Raw genomic sequence first — 21070 nt, 5'->3', positions numbered from 1 at the left:
TTCGCCGGCACCGCAACCGTCACCGTATGGTGCGAGGAAGAAGTGTCCCTCCTCGAGGACGTTCGTCTTTTATCGAATACCGTCTGTCGTAGAATCGAACACCCGCTCCCGTCGCGTTCCGGTTCGATCGACGGGAATTCGCTACAGTTCGTCGCTGCCGACCGACCGCGCCAACAGCCGAATTACGCGGTGACTTCCTGCTTCTCGCGTTTCTCCGCTAGGATGTTCCGACCGTCGGATTTTCGGAACAGGTGGATGTCGTCCTCGTCGAAGGAGATGGTCAGCGAATCGTTCTCCTCGGGTTTCACGTCGCCGGGAACCCGGACTCGGCACTCGTCGATACCTGCCATGTCGAGGTAGAGGTAGTTGTCCGATCCCACGGGTTCGAGCACGTCGAGGAAGGCCTCGATGGCGTTCCGGTCGGAAGGGTCTGCGATGTAGATATCTTCGGGTCGAATCCCGAGCACGAGCGATTCCCCGTCCGAGGTCCGTTCCCGTACTCGCTCCGCGTACTCTTCGGAAATCTCGTATTGGAAGTCGGCTCCGACGAGCGTCGTTCCCTCGAGTTCGACGTCGAATGGGTTCATCGCGGGGCTGCCGACGAAGTCGGCGACGAAGAGGTTCTTGGGTTCGTTGTAGACTTCGTCGGGCGTCCCGATCTGTTGAACGTTCCCCTGATCGAGGATGGCGACGCGGTCGGACATCGTCATCGCTTCCTCCTGGTCGTGGGTGACGTAGATGAACGTGGTTCCGAGGTCCTCGTGGATGCGCTGGATTTCCGTCCGCATGTGGGCGCGGAGTTTCGCGTCCAGGTTCGACAGCGGCTCGTCCATGAGGAACACTTCCGGATCGCGGACGATGGCGCGGCCGGTGGCAACCCGCTGCTGCTGGCCGCCGGAGAGGCTGCCGGGTTTCTTGTCGAGTTGGCCTTCGATACCCATCATCTCGGCGGCGTCCTCGACGCGTTTCTGAACCTCATCGTTGCTGAGGTCCGAGGTCAGCTTCAGCCCGTAGGCCATGTTATCCCGAACGGTCATGTGCGGGTAGAGCGCGTAGTTCTGGAACACCATGGCGACCCCGCGGTCCTGGGGCTGGATGTTGTTGACGACGCGGTCGCCGATACGGATCTGGCCTTCGCTGATGTCTTCGAGACCCGCGACCATCCGTAGCAGCGTCGACTTGCCCGACCCGGAGGGGCCGACGATGGTGAGGAATTCGCCATCCTTGATGTCGAAACTCACATCGTCGACTGCCACAATTTTTCCTTCGCCGTCGCTACTCCCGTCATAGAACTTTGACACGTTCTCAATACTAACACGACCCATGGGGTAGGATTACTTCTAACGTATAATAACCCTTTGGATAGGTCGGGTTTCGAGAACGGGCGGTGGCGAAAAGAGACGATACGTCGGGTCGTGAGCCGTCTCTACTGGATGCAGTACAGCCCGGCGTGACGAACGCTGCAGCGCATCGACGCAACAGCGGGTCGTTCCGAGGCTCGCGCTCGGTGTGTGACGGTGAAAACTCCGTACTATTCAGCGAAATTTACTACTCAGTGGATGATTGTCGGGCTCAGTGATACAACCATCCTCCCAATCACGAACATTTATCATGATGCAGCTATCCATGACTACTGGGAACAAGCATGACGAGTAACCGAATATCGTCGAAATCACGTCGTAGATTCATCAAAGCTGCCGGTGTCGCGGGCACCGCCTCGATCGCCGGCTGCATCGGCGGCGGCTCCAGCGGCTACACCATCTCGTTCTGGGAACTATTCAGCGGCGGCGAAGGCCCCGTGATGGAGGATATCGTTCAGAAGTTCAACGATGAACAGCCGCTCGACGTGGACGAGGAGGTGACGATCGACCGCCAGCGGACGCCGTGGGATCAGTACTACAATAACCTGTACACGACGCTCGCTGGCGGTAGCGGACCTGATCTGGCGGTTATGCACGCAGCGTACCTGCGCGCGTGGAACAAAACCATCGTGCCGATGGACAACTACATCGATACCGGTGAAATCGAGGGCGATTACCTCGACAACCACTGGGACCTCGTGTCGGTCGAAGGCGAGACGCGAGCGCTTCCGATGGACCTGCATCCGGTCGGGATGTACTACAACAAAGCGATCTTCGAGGAAGCGGGCCTCGATCCCGAGTCCCCGCCGACGAACTGGGAGGAGTTCAAAGCCGCAGGGGACGCCATCGCCGAAGAAACCGATAAATGGGCGTTCAGCCAGACCCCGTACAACGACGGCTTCGGGACGTGGCGAACGTGGAGTACGTTCGTCAAGCAGCAGGGCGGCGAACTCTTCGACAGCGACTGGAACCCGACGTTCGACGGCCAGGCGGGCCAGGATACCTCCGAACTGTTCTGGAATATGACCGGCGATATGGAGTGGTCCCCCCAGACGACCGAGGCGGACTGGGGTGCAAACGCCTTCGAGAACGGAGATCTGGGCATGACGATGAACGGGACGTGGTACGTGGCCACCCTCGAGGAGTCGGACATCGATTGGGGCTTCTTCAAGCCGACCATCGCTCCCAACAAGACCCAAGATCAGGTCTGGACGGACGGGCATACGATCGTGATGCCCCGGAGCCAGGACCGCGACGACAAAAAATCCGAAATCGCGGCGGAGGTCGCCCACTGGTTGACGACGGAAAACCCTGAGTGGGGTGCCCGAGCAGGTCACCTGCCCGCCGCTGCGGACATCCGGGAATCCGAGGTGTTCCAAAACGCGTCGTTCTACGACAAAACCCTCAGTAAATACCTCGAGATGGCCGAGGAAGATATGTACTTCTACCATCCGAAGGTGCCGAACGGCGACCCCAACTCGGAGAGTTGGTACCAGTGGCTGCTCGACATGTGGGGCCACAACTACGAGAGCTCCCAAGAGGCACTCAACGACGGCGTTTCGATGGTCAATAAGGGCCTCGAGGAGTAACTGACGACCATGGGACTACGAAATCGTTTCACGACCGGTGAAAACGAGCGCGCCCAGCAGACCGTATTCGGCGTCCGGAAAGAGACGGTCGAGGGGATCGCATGGTCGCTTCCGTACCTAGCGGTGTTCTCGGTGTTCCTCATTTGGCCGGCGCTGAAGGGCTTCTACATGAGCCTTCACAACTGGGACCCGTTCGTTCCCTCCGAGTCCGAGTTCATCGGGCTCGAGAACTACATCGAACTGTTCAACGACCCCGTCTTCTGGGACGCGATGAAGGGGACGATATACTTCGTCGCACTTTCCGTCCCGCTGCTCGTCCTCCTCGGACTGGGACTGGCGCTCGGCGTCAACAAGAACGTCAAGGGGAAAACCGTCCTCCGGGCGATTTACTTCAGTCCGTACATCCTTACCGTTGCGGTCGTCACGCTCATCTGGTCGGAAGTCTACTCCGAGGGATACGGCCTCATCAACTACTACCTCGGATTCGTCATGTCGGACCCGCCCGGCTGGCTGACGTCGACGAATTTAGCGATGCCGGCGCTCGCGTTCATGACTGTTTGGTGGCTGGTCGGATTCAACTTCGTGATCTTCCTGGCGGCTCGACAGGGCGTTCCGGAACGCCTCTACGAAGCGGCCAGACTCGACGGTGCGAGCACGTGGCGTGCGTTCAAAGACGTCACGCTCCCGCAGATGCGAAACTCCATCCTCTTCGTCGTCATCATTCAGTTCATTCTCCAGTTCCAGGTGTTCGCACAGCCGTTCGTGTTGACCTCGGGCGGTCCGAGGGGCTCGACGGACACGCTGGTCTACTACCTCTACCGGAGTGCCTTCTCCCAGCACCAGTACGGCTACGGCGCCGCGATCGGCTACGTTCTCGTCATGATTCTCGTGGTCATCGCGCTTATCAACTTCAAGGTGATCGGAACCAATGACTGACGCTACCACAGAACAGACGAGCCGATTCGACGACGTTTCGCTACAGTCGCTTGGCACCCACGCGGTGCTGTACGGGGTCGCCCTCCTGATGGCGATTCCGTACCTGTACACGATCTCGCGGTCGTTCCAGCCACGGCGGTACCTGACGGACCCACAGCCGTATTGGATCCCGCCGGAAATCACGTTCGACCACTACCAGTACCTCCTGACGGAGTCGCTGTTCGTCCAGTGGACGATAAACACGTTCGTTATCGCCGGCGGGGCGACGATCATCATCCTCGTCATCGACTCGATGATCGCGTTCTCGCTCACGCGACTCGACTGGCCCGGCCAGTCGATCGTCATGGGCGTCATCCTCGCGAGCTTCATGGTGCCGTACTACATGAACATCGTCCCGCTGTACACGGTCGTCTCCGATCTCGGCCTGGTGAACTCCTACTTGGGAGTGATCCTGCCGGCGGTCGCGAGTCCGCTCGGCGTCTTCCTCCTGTACCAGTTCTTCCGGGACATCCCCGACGAGTACGAGGAGGCCGCGCGCCTCGACGGGTTCTCGACGTTCCAGATCTACTACCGCATTGTCCTGCCGCTCGCCAGACCCATCCTCGCCTCGCTGGCGCTGTTCATGTTCGTCTACAACTGGAACGCGTTCCTCTGGCCGCTGATTGTCCTCTCCGACGAGGCGGCGTACACGCTTCCCATCGGGCTGGTGAACCTCTACCAAGGAAACATCACGACGCCCGGCCTCCACATGGCCGTGACGGTGCTGGCGTCGCTTCCCCTGTTCATCGTCTACCTCTTCTTCCAGGGGGAGATCGTCCGCGCCGTCCAAATTCAGGGGACCGGTACGACCGGGTAAGTGGTACTCTCCCGGACGTTCACTGGCTCCTGTTCCCGTTTTCACGCGGTGCCCGAACTGAACTGAACTGACGTTCCCGATCGGACCGTCACTCGACGAATTTTCCGTCCGCAAAACATGGACTCGCGGGGTCGTTACGCGATGCCGGATCCGCTGAGAACCGCTCCATGAGCGCCGTGGCTTATCTGGAGAGGGGCGTCGGTAACTCGAGGCGCAGATCGTCGTCGACGGCCGCGTACTCCGCGGTGGGCCACGAGCCGGTATCGGTGACCACGTCGATGTCGGTCGACGAGATCAGGACGGTGTCCTCGGTCTTCGCCCCCTGGACGGTCGGGTTCCAGGCGTACGGCGCGGGCGTTTCGACCGGCGCGTCGTTCGACGGGGTTGCGATCCACTCCCGGCTCTCGAACCCGATCGACCCGCCCTGATGATGCTGCTGCCACTCGCCCTTCCAGCCGACGGCCGCGTACGCCCGCTCGATCGCGGCGAAGACGTCGCCGGCGGTGTCGCTGTCGGCCGTCGCCGCGTCCCGCGTCGCCGCCATCGCCGTCGCCGCGACGCGGCTCGCGTCGTCGTGGCGCTCGCGCAGCCACGAGGGCGCGTCGAAGTCGACGGTCCGGGTGACGGCAATGTTGACGCCGCGTCCGACCGCGACGACGGTGAGCAGCGCGTAGTCGCCCAGCGGCTCGTCCGTCGGCGTGAAGTGGCGGTGCCGTTGCGAGCGCTCGGCGCCGCCGACGAGGACGACGGGCGACTCGAGGCCCCGGTCCCAGAGTTCGTCGCGAAGGCGTCCCGCCGCGGCGCGCTCGGTGTCGTCCGGCGATACCTCGCGGGCGACCGTTTCGACCGCGTCGGCGGTGGCTCGGCCAGCCCGCTCGAGGACCTGCCGGTCGCGATCGGTAAAGGGAAGCCGCAGCTGCGAGGCGTCGATCGACTCGAGTCCCGGTACCGTCGGGACGTCCGCGCCGGCTCCGTTGGCGCTCGCACGCGCCACCGCCTCGCCGAGCGAGGACTCGTGCCAGTCGAACGTCTCCACGGGAACCCCTGACGGGAGTTCCTCCTCGCGGAATCGATCAGCCTCGTTGTTCGATGTGAGCGCTCGCACCGCGTCGCCGTCGTAGCCGAGCGCGGCCACGCCGACGTCGGCCGCGCGATCGACGGTCGAGTTCCCGCCGTCGGTCAGCCACGCGAAGTTCGCCGGCCGCAGGAACCAGAGTTCGGACAGTTCCCGCTCGGTCATGTACTCGTCTAGGCGCGTCAGTTTCTGGTCGCGTACCGCCGTCATATCCCTCGCAACGAGGGGCGGCCAATAAATCGTTGTGGATACGGCTCGTTCGAGTTGTAGCCAACCAATCGGCCTCGAGAACGTATTCTGTGCCTAGTCCGATCGCGAGACCGCGGCTTCTCAGTACGGACGGCGGAGGAAGAGATATATGGGACCGTGGCGCAAACGATGATCGTGAATGTTAGATTGTGACACGCTATCTTCCCGATGGACGAACCGGACGCCCGAACGTTGGACAACCACCCGCAGCCGGTTCGATAGTACGGACGCAGACCACCGATGACAGCTAGTTACCGAGAAACGAGAACGCTAAACGGGCTGTGGGAGTTCGTCACCGACCCGGCGTCCAACGGACGCGCCGCTGGCTGGGACGCTCCGGACGCGACCTGGCCCGATCGGCGCTGCACCGTCGACGTTCCCCACAGCTGGCAAGAGCACGACGAGTACCGCGAGTACACCGGGTCCGCGTGGTACCGCCGGTACACTGCCCTCCCGCGATCCGACGGCGACCGCACGATCCTCCGATTCGGCGCCGTCGACTACGAGGCGACGGTATGGGTAAACGGCGAGCGAGTCGGGGAGCACCGTGGCGGCTATCTGCCCTTCGAGCTGGATATCACGGAGGCGGTGACCGACGGTGAGGACGCGGTCGTCGTCGCGGTGACCGATCCCGAAGATATCAGCGAGCTCCCCCACGGCAAGCAGGGCGCGCCGTGGTACCAGCGCGTCAGCGGGATCTGGCAGGACGTGGCGGTGGCGACCGTCCCGACGCGGCGCGTCACCGACGTTCGCGCGACGCCGAATCTCGAGGACGACACGGTACGGATCGATCTCGAGGCGGCGCCCGAGGGCGCGGACGGCCTGACCGCCGCCGTGACGATCGAACGAGATGAAGCGGTAGTCGCGAAATCGGACGTCGACGTAGACGCGGGTTCGGGAACCGCAGTGCTGGCCATCGACGACCCCGAGTACTGGACGCCTGAGACGCCGGTGCTGTACGATATCGTCGTGGAATTGTCCCACGACGGCGCAGTTGTCGATCGGGACGAGGACTACTTCGGCATGCGGAGCGTCGAGTCCTGCGACGGTCGCCTGTACCTCAACGGCGACCCGCTCTCCGTGCGGGGGGCGCTCGACCAGGGGTATTACCCGGAGACGCTCTACCGACCGTTCGACAACGACGTGTTCGAAGCCGAGATCCGCACGGCGAAGGACCTCGGGTTCAACCTGCTTCGAAAGCACATCAAGCCGGCCCACCCCGACTTTCTGGAACTCGCGGACCGGCTCGGGATCCTCGTCTGGGAGGAGCCCGCGAATCCGACGGTTCACACCGATCGCTCGAGGCGGGAGGTCCGCGAGCAGATCAAGGGCATGATCGACCGGGATTACAACCGCCCCAGCGTGATCATCTGGAGTCTGTACAACGAGGAATGGGGGATCGGAAACCCCCAAGGACTCGACGACGAGACGTCGTTGTGGGTGGACGAAGCGAAACAGCGGTACCTCGCAGAGCTCTACGAATCGACCCGGAAACGAGATCCCACGCGGCTCATCTGCGACAACTCCGGTTGGGCCCACGTGGCGACCGACGTGAACGACTACCACCGGTACTTCGTCAGCCCGGACCGCGCGGCCGCGTGGGAAGACGACCTCGAGTCGATGGCGTCCGATCCGGCGGCCAACTACGGCGCGACGGAGACCGATCCGGCGGATGCGCCCCGAATCGTCTCCGAGTTCGGGACGTGGGGGATGTGCGATCTGCCCGCGATCGAGGAGTACTACGGCGGCGAACCGCCGTGGCTCGACTACGAGTTCTTCGACGACCCGATCAAGCGTCCCGCGGGAGCGTCCGACCGGTTCGAGGAGTCGGCCCTCTCGGACGCCTTCGAGGACTGGTCGGCGATGGCCGAGGCGTGGCAGCGCCGCGAGTTCCGTTCGATCAAGGACGTCATCGAACGGATGCGCACCCGCGAGGACGTCGCCGGATACGTGCTCACCGAGTTCTCCGACATCGAATGGGAGTTCAACGGGGTCCTGGACTACCGCCGCGAGGAGAAGGCGTTCCACGACGATTTCGCTCGGATAAACGACGCGGTCCTCGTCAGCGTCGAGCCGGACGCTCACGCCGTCTCGTCGGGCGGGAGGCTGACCGCCGACGTGGTCGTCAGCAACGACACCACCGACGCCGTCGAGGGTTCGCTCGAGTGGTCTGTCTTCGGAGCATCGGGCACGGTCGACGTGGCACTCGACGGGTTCGGCGTCGAACGCGTCGAAAACGCGATTACGGTCGACGTCCCGTCCGTCGACGGCGTCCACGAGGACGAACTGACGGTCTCGCTGCCGAGCGCGCCGACGAACGGGGAACCGATTACCGTCGTTCCTGACCCCGATTCCAGCGTCGACGGCGAGACGACGGTGTACACCGACGCCGAGGGACTCGCTGACGGTCTAGCCGAAACCGGCTTCGAGGTCGTCTCGAGCCTCGACGAGACCGTCGACGTGTCGCTGGTGGTCCGTCCCGATGCCGCCGTTCGAGCGTACGTCGAAAGCGGCGGTACCGCCGTACTCATCCCCGACGAGAGCGGCCATATGGCGGACGAGGAGTTCTTCGAGTACCGCAGTTTGCCGGAAGACGAGAGCTGGAACCTCGTGGCGTCGCTGTTCTACTGCGCCGACGAGACCCTCGCCGAGTACGTGGGTACCGTCCCCGGCTGGGAACTGGACGGGCTCTACCCCTACGACGTGGTCGCCGACGTCTCGGCGGGGGACGTGTCGATCGGCTACGTCGAAGGCTGGATCGCGAACCGATCGGCGGCGATCGCCGTTCGCGAGGTCGGTGACGGCCGCGTCGGCGCGTTCACGTTCCGGATCACGGACGCGTACGGAGCACAGCCCGTCGGGACGGCGGCCCTCGCCGCACTATTCGAGAACCTCGCGTCTGAGGAGTGCAGCTGAGTCCGCCCCCTGTTTCCGTTCTAACCGAACGCTCGAGCGTCAGAACTCGAGCGACTCGGCGGCGTAGCTGATCTCGCAGCGTTCACCCTCGACAGACGTCGAGGTCAGCTGCAGGAGCCGGTCACCGTCCGGCGACGGCAGTAACGGCGTCGTCCACCCGACTGTCTCGTGGCCGACGTCGATCGCGTCCTCGAACTGGAGCGGCGCGGACACAGCCTCCCACGAGTCGAATTCAGAGAAATCGGTCGTTGCGAGGAGCGTCCGGCCGCTTCCGGGAGCCTGGTTCCCGTCCGAATCGCGCAGGGTCTTCCCCGAGACGAGCACGGTCTCCTCGTCGCTGCCGGCGGGCGTCCACGTGATGTAGGGACCGTTCGTGAGCTGGTACCCCTCTTCTGTCTGCACCGGGAAGCCGATATCGGCCGGATCGCCCCAGTCGCGGCCGTCCGGCGACGTCTTGATGAAGATCCCGCCCTCGTATTTCGGCCCGACGATCTCGAAGACCATCGCGTAGCGGCTGTCGGGGAGTTTCGTCACGACGGGCATGCCCGGGCGCTGCTCGCCGTCGGGTATCGCCGCGTCGAACGTCTCCTCGCCCCACGTTTGGCCGCCGTCGCCGGAGACCCGGTGGCCGACGAGTTGGTTGTATCCCTCCTCGCGGTGTCGTTCGTCGGCGAAGTAGCAGACGAGGTCCCCGTCGGCGTCAATCGCGAACTCGGGCTCCCAGACCGGCGTCGCGCCGACCCGCGGGACGGCTTTCCCGCCCGTCGCGACCGTGCTCACGTATGACCAGTTCCGGCCGCCGTCCTCGCTCGCGTAGACGTCGATTTTCGTCCGCGATCGGTCCTCCGGGATGGCGTTCCCCGCGGCCAGTATCGTCCCCGCCGACCAGGGCCCGATCGACTCGGGGAGTTCGAACAGCGTCGGCTGGAACCGGAGCCCCCACCCGTTCTGCGTGTCACGGATCTCGGAGAACCGCGACCACGTTCGACCGCCGTCTTCGCTGCGGTAGAGCGGGAAGTACGGCTGCTCCGACTCGTCGTCGCCGGTCCCGTACTGCTCGAAGGTCGCGAGCAGCGTCTCGCCCTCGGCGTCGTCGCAGTCCAAGCGAACGACGCGAGGGTACATCGCACCGACGCCAGGAGCGTCCGGCGGCGGCGTGTAGAGCGCGTTCCCGGTTCGGTTCCCGTCGATCGTCATCTGGATCCCACCCGTCCCCTCGCAGTCGGTACTGCCGGATCGGTTCCGATCCGTTTACTCGGTTGACTCACGACGTCTACATTCGCCTCCGATTACATAAATTCGAGTGATATCGACGACAGCTATCGACGATCGGGACTCGAGTCCGGGAGCCCTCGATCGGTCGAAGTAATAATTAAGTGACTGGTAACGACAGCATAGGGTATGGGAAAAATCACGTACGACTTCTCCGACGAGACCGTGATCGTGACCGGCGGAACGTCCGGTATCGGCCGCGAAGTCGCTCGCCGATTCGGCGAGGCCGGCGCGACGGTGATCGTCGCAGACATCCGCGAAGAACCGAAGGAGGACGGCGAGTCGGCGCCGACCCACGAACTCGTCGAGGACAACGGCGGCCGAGCCGAGTTCGTCGAGACCGACGTCTCCGATCCGGAGGACGTCGGCGCGGTCGTCGAGGCCGCCAGGGAGTTCGGCGGCGTCGACGTGATGGTCAACAACGCCGGCATCTACCGCGAGGCGTCGCTCATCGAAACCGACGCCGACGCGTTCGATCAGGTGTTCGCGATCAACGTCCGCGGCGTCTTCGCCGGCTGTCGGGCGGCGGCTCGAGACATGCTCGAACGGGAGGAGCCGGGCTCGATCGTGAACACGGCCTCGATCAGCTCCGAGTACGCACAGGTCGGCCACTCGATGTACGACGCCTCGAAGGGCGCGGTCATGATGCTCACCCGCGTTGCAGCGCTCGAGCTCGCCCGCCACGACATCCGGGTCAACGCCGTCGCCCCGGGGATCATCGAAACGACGTTCGGCGCCGGCAACCCCGATTTCGACCGGGAGCTCGGCGACGGGTTCATCCTCAACGACGCCGACCTCCCGGATCTCAACGCCCAGGGGATCGATCCCGAGATTCCGATGGGCCACATGGGGACTCCCGAAGACCTCGCGGGGTCGTACCTGTTCCTCGCCTCCGACGAGGCTAGCTACGTCACCGGCCATCTCCTGTACGTAGATGGCGGCTACCAGATCCTGTAATCGGTTCGTAGCGTCCGTACTCGATTCGTTGGAGCGATTCTTCGGGGAGTGATGTCCCAGTACTCGTCAGCCGCTGAGACGGTCGGCGTTCACCCGTCGTGTGACTTTCGGCCTCGAGACCAGTCGTACGCGTCGAACAGCTATCGACCGCAGTCCACTCCCTCGCCCGGCCGATGGCGGTCATCGTCGCTGCCGTTGAGGCCAGACCACACGCCGTCGTTGCCGAACGTCGCGGGACGGCCGTGGTCGTTGTCGACGAGGAGTCGGACGACCGACGCGGGCTCGACCTCGAGCGTGAGGGAGCCGTCGCGGTCGACGCGTTCGATGGACTGGACCACTTCGTAGACGTCCGGTTCTTCCCACGACTCCTGGAACTCGTGTGGCAGCGGTCGCTCGGACGCGGTCGCCCGGTGGCGCGTGATCGCCACGGACTTACCGGCGTATTTCTCGGGGAGCTCGATCGTGACCTTGCCGCGCTCCCGGAGGTTCCGATTCGTGAGGAAGACGCACAACTCCTTGCCCCGCTTGTTCTGCATGGCGGCGGCGTCGACGTAGGGGACGTCCGCCATGGGGTCGATGCGCGGGCCGGTGTCGGGAATGTCCCGGCCGTCGCCGTCGATCTCGGTCTCGATCGCGTGCCACTCGGCGTTGGTTTCGAACACTGCCGAGTAGAGGCCGAACACCGATCCCGCCGGCGCCAGCGGGTTCGGATCCGACGGCGCATCGGTGAACTCCGGCGGGAACATGCGCACGGGCACCCACGTCTGGGACGCCTCGACGACCGTCTCGCTTTGCCGGATGAACGAGTTGAGCATGCCCGCGATATAGGAGCCTCCCGGCATCGTCTCCGGGCCGGGGTACGGATCGCCCTCGTCGACCGACGGGAAGAGTCCGTACTCGCCGACGTTGATCCGGAAGTCCTCGATCCCCGCGTCGGCGGCTTCGGCGCTGAGGTCGTCCATCAACGCCCCGAACTGCGTCGGGAACATGACCAGTACCTCGTTGTAGTCGATGGCGTCCGCGTCGTTCTCGTCAAACCACGCGTCCCTCGCGTCCTGGTCCTCGATGCCCCAGTTGTAGCGGTGCAGGTCCAGTCCGTCGAGGCGGTCGCCCGACTCCTCGAACAGCGTGCTGTTCCACTCGTCGGGATCCGGCGTCTCCGCTTCGTCGTAGCCCGGATCCATCCCGTCCGCGAGGATCGTGATCGAGTCGTCGGTCGCCATCATCGCGTCGTAGTACTCGTTGAACCCGATCCGCTCCTCGGAGCCGCTCGCGTACTCCGAGGGATCGGCCGTGTGGCCGCGCTGCCACGGCCCCCACACCTCGTTACCGACCTCCCAGTGTTCGACGTCGTACGGCTCCGGGTGACCGTTCTCGGCGCGCAGCGCGCCCATCTCCGTCCCCGCCGACCCGTTACAGTACTCGACCCAGTCGGCGGCGTCCTCGGGGAGGATCTGTCTCTCGGAGGCCCATTCGCCCGGATTATCCCACCAGCCGACGGTCAGTCGCGGCGTGAGATCTGCGATCTCACACAGCTCGAGGTACTCGTCGATGCCGAAGTAGTTCGGATCGACGCCACCCCACGCGTGATTGAACCGCATTGGCCGTTCCTCGAGCGGGCCGATACCGTCGCGCCAGTTGTACTGGCTCGTGAAGTTCCCGCCGGGCCACTTCAACCAGGTCGCGTTCTGCTCGCGCATCAACTCGACGGTCGACGGGTTGAACTTGCCGTTGATCGCGTCGTCGGCCGCGAGCATGATCCAGTCGAGATCGACGCGGCCGCTCCCCTCGGCGGTGAACTCGAGGACGTACTCCCCGTAGGGAGTGTCGACGTTCGCGACCGAGCCGGCGACGTACTGATCGCCGCTGGCCTCGCTCAGTTCGAGCGCGAGTTCGTGGCGGGTCCAGTCGTCGGTGACGTCGACGTCGGCGGTCGCGAGAGTTTCGCCGTCAAGCGTCGTGATGGCGGCGGTGACCGACTCGAGACCGTCACCGCGCACCGAGACGGAGAGATCGTAGCCCAGCGTGCGGAAGTCCGGGAGGACGATCTTCTGTGAGATTCCCCCGCGGGCATCCTCGAGGGAAATCCGCTGGTAATTCGTCGTATCGACGGCGGCGACGCCGCCCTCGGGCTGCTCGAAGGAGACGCCGGAGCCGTCGATGGGTTCCCACGGGAACGGGACGTTCTCGTGGCGGGCGATCGAGTCGGGATCGAAGCGCGTCTTCGGGCCGAAGTGATCGTCTTCCGACCACGTTCTGGGATAGAACGAGTTGTTCTTGACGTGCTCGGAGTAAACGCCGGGGTAGATCGTCCCCGACTCGTAGTGCTCGCAGAGCCGGCCGAACAACTGGTCGGAAACCGTTTCTTCGGTTCGTTCCGAAAGATCCAGCGAGACGGTGTTCTGAATTCCCTCGCCGGACTTGGTGTGGGAATCGGCCGCCGCCGTTCCGGTCGCGGCACCGGCCACGATCATCGACTGGAGCGTCAGGAAGCGTCGACGGGAGACGATCCCGCTACTGTCATCGGCGTCGGTACGACTGCCAGCGGATCTGTGGTTGTTACCACGAACCATGAAAACATTCTCCATTGCCATTCATTAAGTATTCTTCGAAAGTATATGTTTTAGGTATTACCGGAAGAAACATTATCAAAGATACACGTCTCCATCGTCGGTTTCCATCGATTGTACACCCCTGCCGGCTGCGTGTTCCAATGACTACCATACGTATTCTGAACAGTCAGCGTATGCTTGAGATATTCGAGCCGAGTAGTGAAATCGGTTCGTTCTATCAAACGCTGTTCTCTCCATACCCGTGTCGCGGCGATCGCAATCGATCGAACAAAATACGCCCTCTACGATCGTCTAATCGACTGTGAGGCGAAATTAGCCGTTCTGAATTCGAGAGTGCTTCTCGACGGAGAGTAGAACGTCGCCATCGGCCCGGCCGACGTCGACCGACTGAAGACGGCCGCAGATCGCCGCGAGGTCTGCGGATTTCGACGGCGAACCGTCGGATCTCTCGTCAGTTCTTCTTGTCTATGCTATGAGAAAAAAATTATTATAGATAGGTTCGGATACCTAGTCCCGCATGGTTGATAGTCATGATCACGCAGGATTGAATCGACGAAACGTGTTGAAGACGATCGGCGCCGGTGCGCTCGGCGCGGGCGTCGTCGCGACGAGCGGGACGACGGTCGCCGACGAGAGTTCGACTCATTACCACAATCCGGTCGGGCCAGTCGGGTTCGGCGACGTGACCGTCATTCAGGCCGGCGACGGCACCTACTATGCGTACGGGACCGAGACGCCCGAGGACATCGTTCCGATAGCGACTTCGGACGACCTAGTGAACTGGACGTACATCGATTCGGCGTTCGACAGCTACCCCGACTGGCGGGACGATCCGGACGCGGGGGTCTGGGCGCCCGACATCAACTACTACAACGGCCAGTACTACCTCTACTACTCCTACTCGACGTGGGGGAGTCAGAACAACCCCGGGATCGGCGTCGCGACCTCGGACACGCCGGACGGCCCGTTCGAGGACCACGGACCGGTGTTCAGGGCCGAAGATCTCGGGATGACCAACTGCATCGATTCGGAGTTCCGCGTCGTCGACGGAACCCCCTACATCGTCTGGGGGAGTTTCTACGGGTTCTACGGCGTCGAACTCACGAACGACGGGATGGATTACGTCCCGGGGACGACGTTCCATCTGGCCGGTGACAACCGCGAAGGTCCGATGGTCATCGAGGAGAACGGCTACTACTACCTGTTCTACTCGACCGGCCACTGCTGTGAGGGGTACGACAGTACCTACGAGGTCGAAGTGGGCCGCTCCGAGTCGTTCTTCGGTCCCTACTACAACCAGAACGGGACCGACCTGCGCGACCTGAACGAGCACCGAAGCGGCGTGTCGGTCCTCAACGGAACGGACGAGTTCACCGGTCCGGGTCACAACACCGCGATTCGGGACGAGAACGGCGACTGGTGGATGCTCTACCACGTCGAGGCCACGGCGGACCGGGAGACACGAACCATGATGATCGATCGAATCCAGTGGGAGAACGGCTGGCCGGTCGTCGCCTGCGACGGGACACCGAGCACGCAGAGCCCGATGCCGAGCACCGGCTACTACGACTGCGGCAACGTCACCAGCGGTATCGGAATCAGCGAAGGAACCTACGCGATCACGAACGTCAACAGCGGCAAGCGCCTCGAGGTCGCCGGCGCCGGGACGAGCGACGGCGATAACGTCCAGCAGTACGTCGATACCGGCCACGCCTGTCAGCAGTGGGACGTGGTCGAGACGGACGACCACGAGACGTTCCACCTTCGAAACGTCAACAGCGGCAAGCTCATGGAAGTAGCCGGCGCCGACACGAGCGACGGGGCGACCGTCCAGCAGTACGCCGACACCGGGAACGCGACCCAGGACTGGCACATTATCGACAACGGCGACGGCACCTACCGCATCGAGAACGCGAACAGCGGAAAGGTCGCCGAGGTCGACGGCGCGTCGACCGACGACGGCGCCGACGTCATCCAGTGGTCGTGGAACGGCGGCGCGAACCAGCGGTGGACGTTCGATCTGGTGTAACGGCACCGATTCCGCGGAACCCGCGACGTCGCCGCGGATAGTCGTTTTCCCAGCCTTGAGCCCTCCCCCTCCTCCTTGAGACGCGTTCGTCCGACCGCGAGAACGAAATAGAATACCAAGCGCGACGAGGCGGGACGGCGTCCCGCCGTCGACCGCCGACCGTCCGGCTACCGCCGTCTTCCGGCCGCCGTACCGCGTACGTTCACTCGATGTCGACCGGTTCGCCCCGCTCGGCGGACTCGTGGACGGCTTCGATGATCCGCATGTCCTGTAGGCCGTGACGGCCGTCGGGGTAGATCTCGGCGTCGCCGAGGAGTCGGTCGGCGAAGTAGTCGAACTCCTCTTCCATCTCGCGTTCGGCGTCGAAGCTCTCGTGGTCGATCGTGACCGAGATGTCGCCCCGCGAGAGGTGCAGCGAACACTTGCCGTGGAAGGCGGGCCGAAGATCGATCTGTCCCTCCGTGCCCGTGATCTTGAGGTGGGTGTCCTCGTGGGCGTGCTGGCTCGACGTCGAGATCATCTGGACGTCGTCCTCGAAGACGAACAGCGACGAGGAGCGCTCGTCTGGTACGTCGTCGAACGCCTCGTGGTTCGAGACCATCTGGGACTGCACGCTGACGGGATCCCGGCGGAGCAGGAATCTGGTCGTGTTGATCGAGTAGATGCCGAGATCCATCACCGACGTCCCGTACCCGCTCAGGTCGGGATCGAGGCGCCACTGGTCCGGATCGGGGATCATCTCGAGCAGCGGCTGGCTGTTGTGCCCGTAGACCGATACCGGCTCGCCGATGAACCCGTCCGCGATCAGCTCGCGCGCCCGCTGGACCGCCGGATCGGTGTGCATCCGGTAGGCGATCATCAGCGGCACGTCAGCCGACTCGCAGGTCTCGACCAGCGACTCGGCGCGCTCGACAGTCGATTCCATCGGTTTCTCGCAGAGAATCGCCTTATCCAGTTCGGCCGCGGTCTCGGCGTACTCGAGGTGATAGGCGTTCGGTGTCCCGATGTAGACGGCGTCGTACTCGTCGCTGGCCGCGCCGTCGTGGAACTCGTCGTAGCTGATCCCCTCCGGAACGTCGTTCTCCTCGGCGAGCCGTGAGGCCTTCTCCGTCGAACTGCTGACGAGGACCGTGACCTCGCCCAGATCGGAGGATTCGATCGCCGGAAGCGCGACGTCGATCGTCCACCAGCCCAGTCCGATGAGGGCGTATCTGACGGTTCCATCGTCGGTCGTTTGCCACGTGCGGTCTTCGTAACTATCGATCCAATCGATCATGGCACACGGTAATTCCCGATCCGATAAAAAACGCCCGGTAGGGCTGTGTAGCGGGGTACACAGCGATATCGTCGCACCGGTCCTGACGACAAACTCGAGACCGGTGGGTGCGTCTCGAGGCACCTGACCGAGACGCCGATCAGCGCCGGCGGTCCCCGCGCAGCGTCTGGAACCGAGCGCACAATCGAAACGGCGTGTAAGACTACAGCGGTTCTACTATATAGAACAGTGTTCCGCTGGTATGGGTGGTAGTCCTCTTTCACAAATTGTGGGGCTAGGAGCACTCTCAGGGGCGGAACGTTCGCAGTACGAAGACAACCACCAACATATACAGTAGTACTACTGTAAATAACTGGTCTCAGTAGACGGATGGACCGACACTACCGGGAAAGTCTACTAAGTGGTACCGAGAACCATAGTCCAGTTATAGAGAACGGGATCTGAAGGAAGCTGACTATAGTTCTGTTACCTACTGATCGATCATTACAAACCGTTCTGTCTGGGTCTCTATAGAAGCCGTGGTTGAACCGACAACAGCGATCTCTAGAGATAACTGATCAATTGCTGTAAACCTGCTATCAAAACCTGGTGACGAAATTTCCGCTTGACTGCCCCTATCCTTCCTGGCAGTTCGTGCGGTCGCGCCGCTCGAGTTCGGTCATCGAGGTGAACGCGAAAGAATAGCTACCTATTGCGCATGCACGCTAACCGACGAGGCGCTCGCCAAACGAGCGTCTCGAGGATCCGGCGCTACGGCAGCACCGCATCCGGGGTCCCGGTGAACGAGAGGTCCCGGTTCTTGATCGCGTCGCCGCTGGCGCCGTCGAAGAGGTGGATCGCCGGTTCGGGAAACTCGACGCCGACGCGGTCGCCGGCGCTCACGTTCGGAACGCCCTCGGTCGTCACGACGAACTCGTCGTCGACTGCCATGCCGTCGAACTGCAGGTGGATGATGTTCTCGTTCCCCATCGGTTCGACGACGAGGACCTCGGCCTCGAACCGCCGGTCGCTCTGCTGGGCGTCGCCGATTCGGGCGTCCTCCGGCCGGATGCCGAGGACGAGATCGCCTCCCGACTCGAGGTCGCGGCGCGACTCCTGGGATAACGGATACTCGAAGTAGTCGGTGACGAGCGCGTCGTTCTCGAGCGTTCCGTCGAAGAAGTTCATCGACGGTTCACCGATGAAACTCGCGACGAACAGGTTGTTCGGCTCGTGGTAACACTCGAGCGGGGTACCGACCTGCTGGAGTTCGCCCTCGTCGAGGACGGCGATCCGGTCGCCCATCGTCATCGCCTCCGTCTGGTCATGGGTCACGTAGACCGTCGTCACGTCCAGCTGTTCCTGCAGGTGCTGGAGCTCCGTTCGCATCTCGGCGCGCAGCTTCGCGTCGAGATTGGAGAGGGGTTCGTCCATGAGGAAGACGTCCGGGTCCCGAACGATCGCTCGGCCGAGTGCGACCCGCTGTTGCTGGCCGCCCGAAAGCTCGCCCGGCTTGCGGTCGAGCAGGTCTTCGATTCCCATCATCGCCGCCGTCTCTTCGACCGTCTCGGCGATCGCGGAATCGGAGAGATCCGTCGATTCCTCGAGCCCGAAGGACATGTTCGACCGGACGGTTTTGTGGGGGTACAGCGCGTACGACTGGAAGACCATCGCGATGTCCCGTTCCTGTGCCGAGACGTCGTTGAGCGTTCGGCCGCCGAGTCTGATCTCCCCCTCGGTGATCTCCTCGAGGCCGGCGATCATCCGCAGCGTCGTCGACTTCCCGCAGCCGGAGGGGCCGACGAGGACGAGGAAGTCCCCGTCGGGAACCTCGACGGCGATGTCCTGAACGGCAACGACGCTCGACTCTCCGCTCCGGTACTCCTTGGTTACGTCGTCGATTTCTAAGCGTGCCATGTTAGATCGTGAGTTCGCGCGCGGTTTCGAGCCGCCGGTTGCAAAGCGCTTCGCCGGTTTCGCCGTCGAAGACGTGAACGGCATCCGGTTCGACGGTGACGATAACCGACTCGCCGGCGTTGACGATGTGCATCCCGTCGGTGACGGCGCAGACGGCGCCGTGGTTCGCCTCGTCCTCAGGGTGCGTGAGGGTCACGACGTTCTGGTCGCCGTGGGTTTCGGTGACGGTGACGGTCATCCGGAACTCGTGCGGGCCGAGGCTCTGCGACGCTGATTCGTCGGCGTGGCGAACGTCGATCGCTTCGGGTCGAACCCCGAGGACGAGGTCGTCGGTATCGCCGACGGACCGATCGAGGCGCTCGTCGAACGGATACTCGATGTATTCACCGACGAATCCCTCCTCGGATCGATCCCCGTGGAGGAAGTTCATCATGGGCTCGCCGATGAAGCCGGCCACGAACTGGTTTTCGGGCGCGTGATAGAGCTCGAGCGGCTCGCCCACCTGCTGGAGCCGACCGTCGTTCAACACGGCGATCCGATCGCCCATCGTCATCGCTTCCGTCTGATTGTGGGTCACGTAGACCGTCGTCACGTCCAGCTCCTCCTGTAGGCGCTGGAGTTCCGTCCGCATCTGGGTCCGGAGTTTCGCGTCGAGGTTCGCGAGCGGTTCGTCCATCAGGAAGACCTCGGGATCGCGAACGATCGCTCGCCCGAGCGCGACCCGCTGTTGCTGGCCGCCGGAGAGCTCGCCCGGCTTTCGATCCAGCAGGTCGTCGATGCCGAGGGTCTCGGCGACGTCCTCGACTCGCTCGTCCCGCTCGGCCTCGGTGTATCCCGGTTCCTCTTCCAGACCGAACCGGATGTTCTCGTGGATGGTCATATGCGGATAGAGGGCGTAATCCTGGAACACCATCGCGATATCGCGGTTCTGCGGAACGCGATAGTTCATGTGCTCGTCGGCGATGTAGAGGTCCCCGGACGTCGGCGTCTCGAGGCCGGCCAACATCCGCAGCGTTGTCGACTTCCCGCAGCCGGAGGGGCCGACCAACACGAGGAATTCGCTGTCCTCGATGTCGAACGTCAGGTCTTCGACGGCGACCGTCTCGCCGAACTGCTTCGTCAGGTAATCAAATTGGATTCGTCCCATGGATTATGCACTCTCCGTTTCCAGTCCTTTCGCGAACTGCTCGGCAAACGCGACGTACAGGATGATTGTCGGCAGCGCCGCGAGGAACGCCGCCGCCATCCGAATCCCAAAGTCGATACCGGACGTCGACGTCCCGATCGTCGGAATGATCAGCGTGATCGGCGCCTCCGACGAGTTCGCACTCGTGATTAGGGTAAACGAGAACAGGAACTCGTTGTAAATCTGCGTGAACTGGTAGATGAAGACGACGCCGAACATCGGTTTCGAGATCGGCAGGATGATGCGTCGGTAGATCTTCGTGATGCTCGCACCGTCGATTTTGGCCGCCTCGACCAGCGAGTTCGGGAGGCTCTGGTAATACGACCGGAACAGGAGCATACAGATCGGGATCCCGTAGGCGACGTGCGTGATGATCAGCGGCACGAGAGCCGAGTGATAGCCCTGAATCAGCGGCACGATAGCAAACACCGGCTCCAGCATGTCCGCGATCGGGAAGATGTTGTTCCAGAACCGCGCCAGCGGCACCAGAACGGCCTGATACGGGACGAAGATCCCGATCAGGAACAGGACTAGAATCCCCAGCTGGCCGCGCCATCGGACCATTGTGAGTCCGAACGCCGCCATGCTCGCGAGCAAGACGTTGATGATCGTCGCTGGAATCGCCATCAGCAGCGAGTTGACGAACGCATACGAGAGGCGGTTGAACGCGTACTCGAGATTTGCCAGCGTGAAGCCGTCGCCCAGCGGCGGCATGAACGGGAGCGTGTTGGCGACGGCGGTGCTCGTTTTCAGTGCCGTCATGATCCCCGTTATCAGCGGGAGGAGGAAGAACCCGAGGAAGAGGATGACTATCGTGTAGTGGCCGACTCGTCTGAGATTAACGTCTTCGACGACCGATGCGACATCGAGGTTGGTGTCGGATGTTGATTGTGACATTG

At 63.0% G+C, this 21070-nt stretch carries 14 protein-coding genes; 6 read left to right on the top strand and 8 right to left on the bottom strand.

Annotated elements, in window-relative coordinates; genetic code table 11:
* Positions 1-182: 182 nt before the first annotated feature.
* The gene (locus tag EH209_RS21635) at positions 183-1325 is read right to left on the bottom strand and encodes an ABC transporter ATP-binding protein (protein WP_126664892.1); all 1143 of its coding nucleotides are present in this window, start codon (positions 1323-1325) and stop codon (positions 183-185) included.
* Positions 1326-1645: 320 nt separating this feature from the next.
* On the opposite strand from EH209_RS21635, the gene EH209_RS21630 reads away from it, so the two are divergent.
* Genes EH209_RS21630 through EH209_RS21620 form a run of 3 tightly spaced genes read left to right on the top strand, consistent with a single transcriptional unit; the run spans position 1646 to position 4742 of the window.
* Positions 1646-2950, top strand: a complete 1305-nt coding sequence (locus EH209_RS21630) for an extracellular solute-binding protein (RefSeq protein WP_126664891.1) — start codon at positions 1646-1648, stop codon at positions 2948-2950.
* Positions 2951-2959: 9 nt separating this feature from the next.
* Positions 2960-3886: a carbohydrate ABC transporter permease gene (locus tag EH209_RS21625; RefSeq protein ID WP_126664890.1), complete on the top strand. Its 927-nt coding sequence runs from the start codon at positions 2960-2962 to the stop codon at positions 3884-3886.
* Positions 3879-4742, top strand: coding sequence for a carbohydrate ABC transporter permease (locus EH209_RS21620; protein ID WP_126664889.1), 864 nt, complete (start codon positions 3879-3881; stop codon positions 4740-4742). The genes EH209_RS21625 and EH209_RS21620 overlap by 8 nt, the downstream gene beginning before the upstream one ends.
* A gap of 181 nt (positions 4743-4923) precedes the next feature.
* Here EH209_RS21620 and EH209_RS21615 read toward each other — a convergent pair whose 3' ends face one another.
* A complete protein-coding gene (locus EH209_RS21615) occupies positions 4924-6027 on the bottom strand; it encodes a M24 family metallopeptidase (protein WP_126664888.1) in 1104 nt (367 codons plus the stop codon).
* Positions 6028-6306: 279 nt separating this feature from the next.
* Between EH209_RS21615 and EH209_RS21610 the strand changes: the two genes are divergently transcribed.
* Positions 6307-8982, top strand: coding sequence for a glycoside hydrolase family 2 protein (locus EH209_RS21610; RefSeq protein ID WP_126664887.1), 2676 nt, complete (start codon positions 6307-6309; stop codon positions 8980-8982).
* A 39-nt stretch (positions 8983-9021) separates the two neighbouring features.
* Here the strand turns inward: EH209_RS21610 and EH209_RS21605 are convergent, their stop codons facing one another.
* Positions 9022-10179: a sialidase family protein gene (locus EH209_RS21605; protein WP_126664886.1), complete on the bottom strand. Its 1158-nt coding sequence runs from the start codon at positions 10177-10179 to the stop codon at positions 9022-9024.
* A gap of 204 nt (positions 10180-10383) precedes the next feature.
* Between EH209_RS21605 and EH209_RS21600 the strand changes: the two genes are divergently transcribed.
* Positions 10384-11211, top strand: coding sequence for an SDR family NAD(P)-dependent oxidoreductase (locus EH209_RS21600; protein ID WP_126664885.1), 828 nt, complete (start codon positions 10384-10386; stop codon positions 11209-11211).
* A gap of 140 nt (positions 11212-11351) precedes the next feature.
* Here EH209_RS21600 and EH209_RS21595 read toward each other — a convergent pair whose 3' ends face one another.
* Entirely contained in the window at positions 11352-13784 is a 2433-nt protein-coding gene (locus tag EH209_RS21595) for an alpha-L-arabinofuranosidase (RefSeq protein ID WP_249038878.1), read from the bottom strand.
* Positions 13785-14301: 517 nt separating this feature from the next.
* On the opposite strand from EH209_RS21595, the gene EH209_RS21590 reads away from it, so the two are divergent.
* The gene (locus EH209_RS21590; protein ID WP_126664884.1) at positions 14302-15813 is read left to right on the top strand and encodes a family 43 glycosylhydrolase; all 1512 of its coding nucleotides are present in this window, start codon (positions 14302-14304) and stop codon (positions 15811-15813) included.
* Between the two features lie 202 nt (positions 15814-16015).
* Here EH209_RS21590 and gfo6 read toward each other — a convergent pair whose 3' ends face one another.
* The 4 genes from gfo6 to EH209_RS21570 form a co-directional block, all read right to left on the bottom strand.
* Complete coding sequence (gene gfo6 / locus EH209_RS21585; RefSeq protein ID WP_126664883.1) at positions 16016-17089, bottom strand: D-xylose 1-dehydrogenase Gfo6; 1074 nt, start codon at positions 17087-17089, stop codon at positions 16016-16018.
* A 750-nt stretch (positions 17090-17839) separates the two neighbouring features.
* The gene (locus tag EH209_RS21580) at positions 17840-18985 is read right to left on the bottom strand and encodes an ABC transporter ATP-binding protein (protein ID WP_126664882.1); all 1146 of its coding nucleotides are present in this window, start codon (positions 18983-18985) and stop codon (positions 17840-17842) included.
* 1 nt (position 18986) lies between these two features.
* Complete coding sequence (locus tag EH209_RS21575) at positions 18987-20132, bottom strand: ABC transporter ATP-binding protein (protein ID WP_126664881.1); 1146 nt, start codon at positions 20130-20132, stop codon at positions 18987-18989.
* Positions 20133-20135: 3 nt separating this feature from the next.
* On the bottom strand, positions 20136-21068 hold the full coding sequence (locus EH209_RS21570) for a carbohydrate ABC transporter permease (protein ID WP_126664880.1): 933 nt from the start codon (positions 21066-21068) through the stop codon (positions 20136-20138).
* Positions 21069-21070: the final 2 nt, after the last annotated feature.

The organism is Haloterrigena salifodinae, from assembly GCF_003977755.1.
GTDB classification, from domain to species: Archaea; Halobacteriota; Halobacteria; order Halobacteriales; family Natrialbaceae; genus Haloterrigena; species Haloterrigena salifodinae.
This window is presented reverse-complemented; position numbering and strand designations above follow the sequence as displayed.

Excerpts from the sequence above, each read along its gene's own strand:
- EH209_RS21635 (WP_126664892.1), bottom strand. The coding sequence starts at position 1,325 with ATGGGTCGTGTTAGTATTGAGAACGTGTCAAAGTTCTATGACGGGAGT.
- EH209_RS21630 (WP_126664891.1), top strand. The coding sequence starts at position 1,646 with ATGACGAGTAACCGAATATCGTCGAAATCACGTCGTAGATTCATCAAA.
- EH209_RS21625 (WP_126664890.1), top strand. The coding sequence starts at position 2,960 with ATGGGACTACGAAATCGTTTCACGACCGGTGAAAACGAGCGCGCCCAG.
- EH209_RS21620 (WP_126664889.1), top strand. The coding sequence starts at position 3,879 with ATGACTGACGCTACCACAGAACAGACGAGCCGATTCGACGACGTTTCG.
- EH209_RS21615 (WP_126664888.1), bottom strand. The coding sequence starts at position 6,027 with ATGACGGCGGTACGCGACCAGAAACTGACGCGCCTAGACGAGTACATG.
- EH209_RS21610 (WP_126664887.1), top strand. The coding sequence starts at position 6,307 with ATGACAGCTAGTTACCGAGAAACGAGAACGCTAAACGGGCTGTGGGAG.
- EH209_RS21605 (WP_126664886.1), bottom strand. The coding sequence starts at position 10,179 with ATGACGATCGACGGGAACCGAACCGGGAACGCGCTCTACACGCCGCCG.
- EH209_RS21600 (WP_126664885.1), top strand. The coding sequence starts at position 10,384 with ATGGGAAAAATCACGTACGACTTCTCCGACGAGACCGTGATCGTGACC.
- EH209_RS21595 (WP_249038878.1), bottom strand. The coding sequence starts at position 13,784 with ATGGTTCGTGGTAACAACCACAGATCCGCTGGCAGTCGTACCGACGCC.
- EH209_RS21590 (WP_126664884.1), top strand. The coding sequence starts at position 14,302 with ATGGTTGATAGTCATGATCACGCAGGATTGAATCGACGAAACGTGTTG.
- gfo6 (WP_126664883.1), bottom strand. The coding sequence starts at position 17,089 with ATGATCGATTGGATCGATAGTTACGAAGACCGCACGTGGCAAACGACC.
- EH209_RS21580 (WP_126664882.1), bottom strand. The coding sequence starts at position 18,985 with ATGGCACGCTTAGAAATCGACGACGTAACCAAGGAGTACCGGAGCGGA.
- EH209_RS21575 (WP_126664881.1), bottom strand. The coding sequence starts at position 20,132 with ATGGGACGAATCCAATTTGATTACCTGACGAAGCAGTTCGGCGAGACG.
- EH209_RS21570 (WP_126664880.1), bottom strand. The coding sequence starts at position 21,068 with ATGTCACAATCAACATCCGACACCAACCTCGATGTCGCATCGGTCGTC.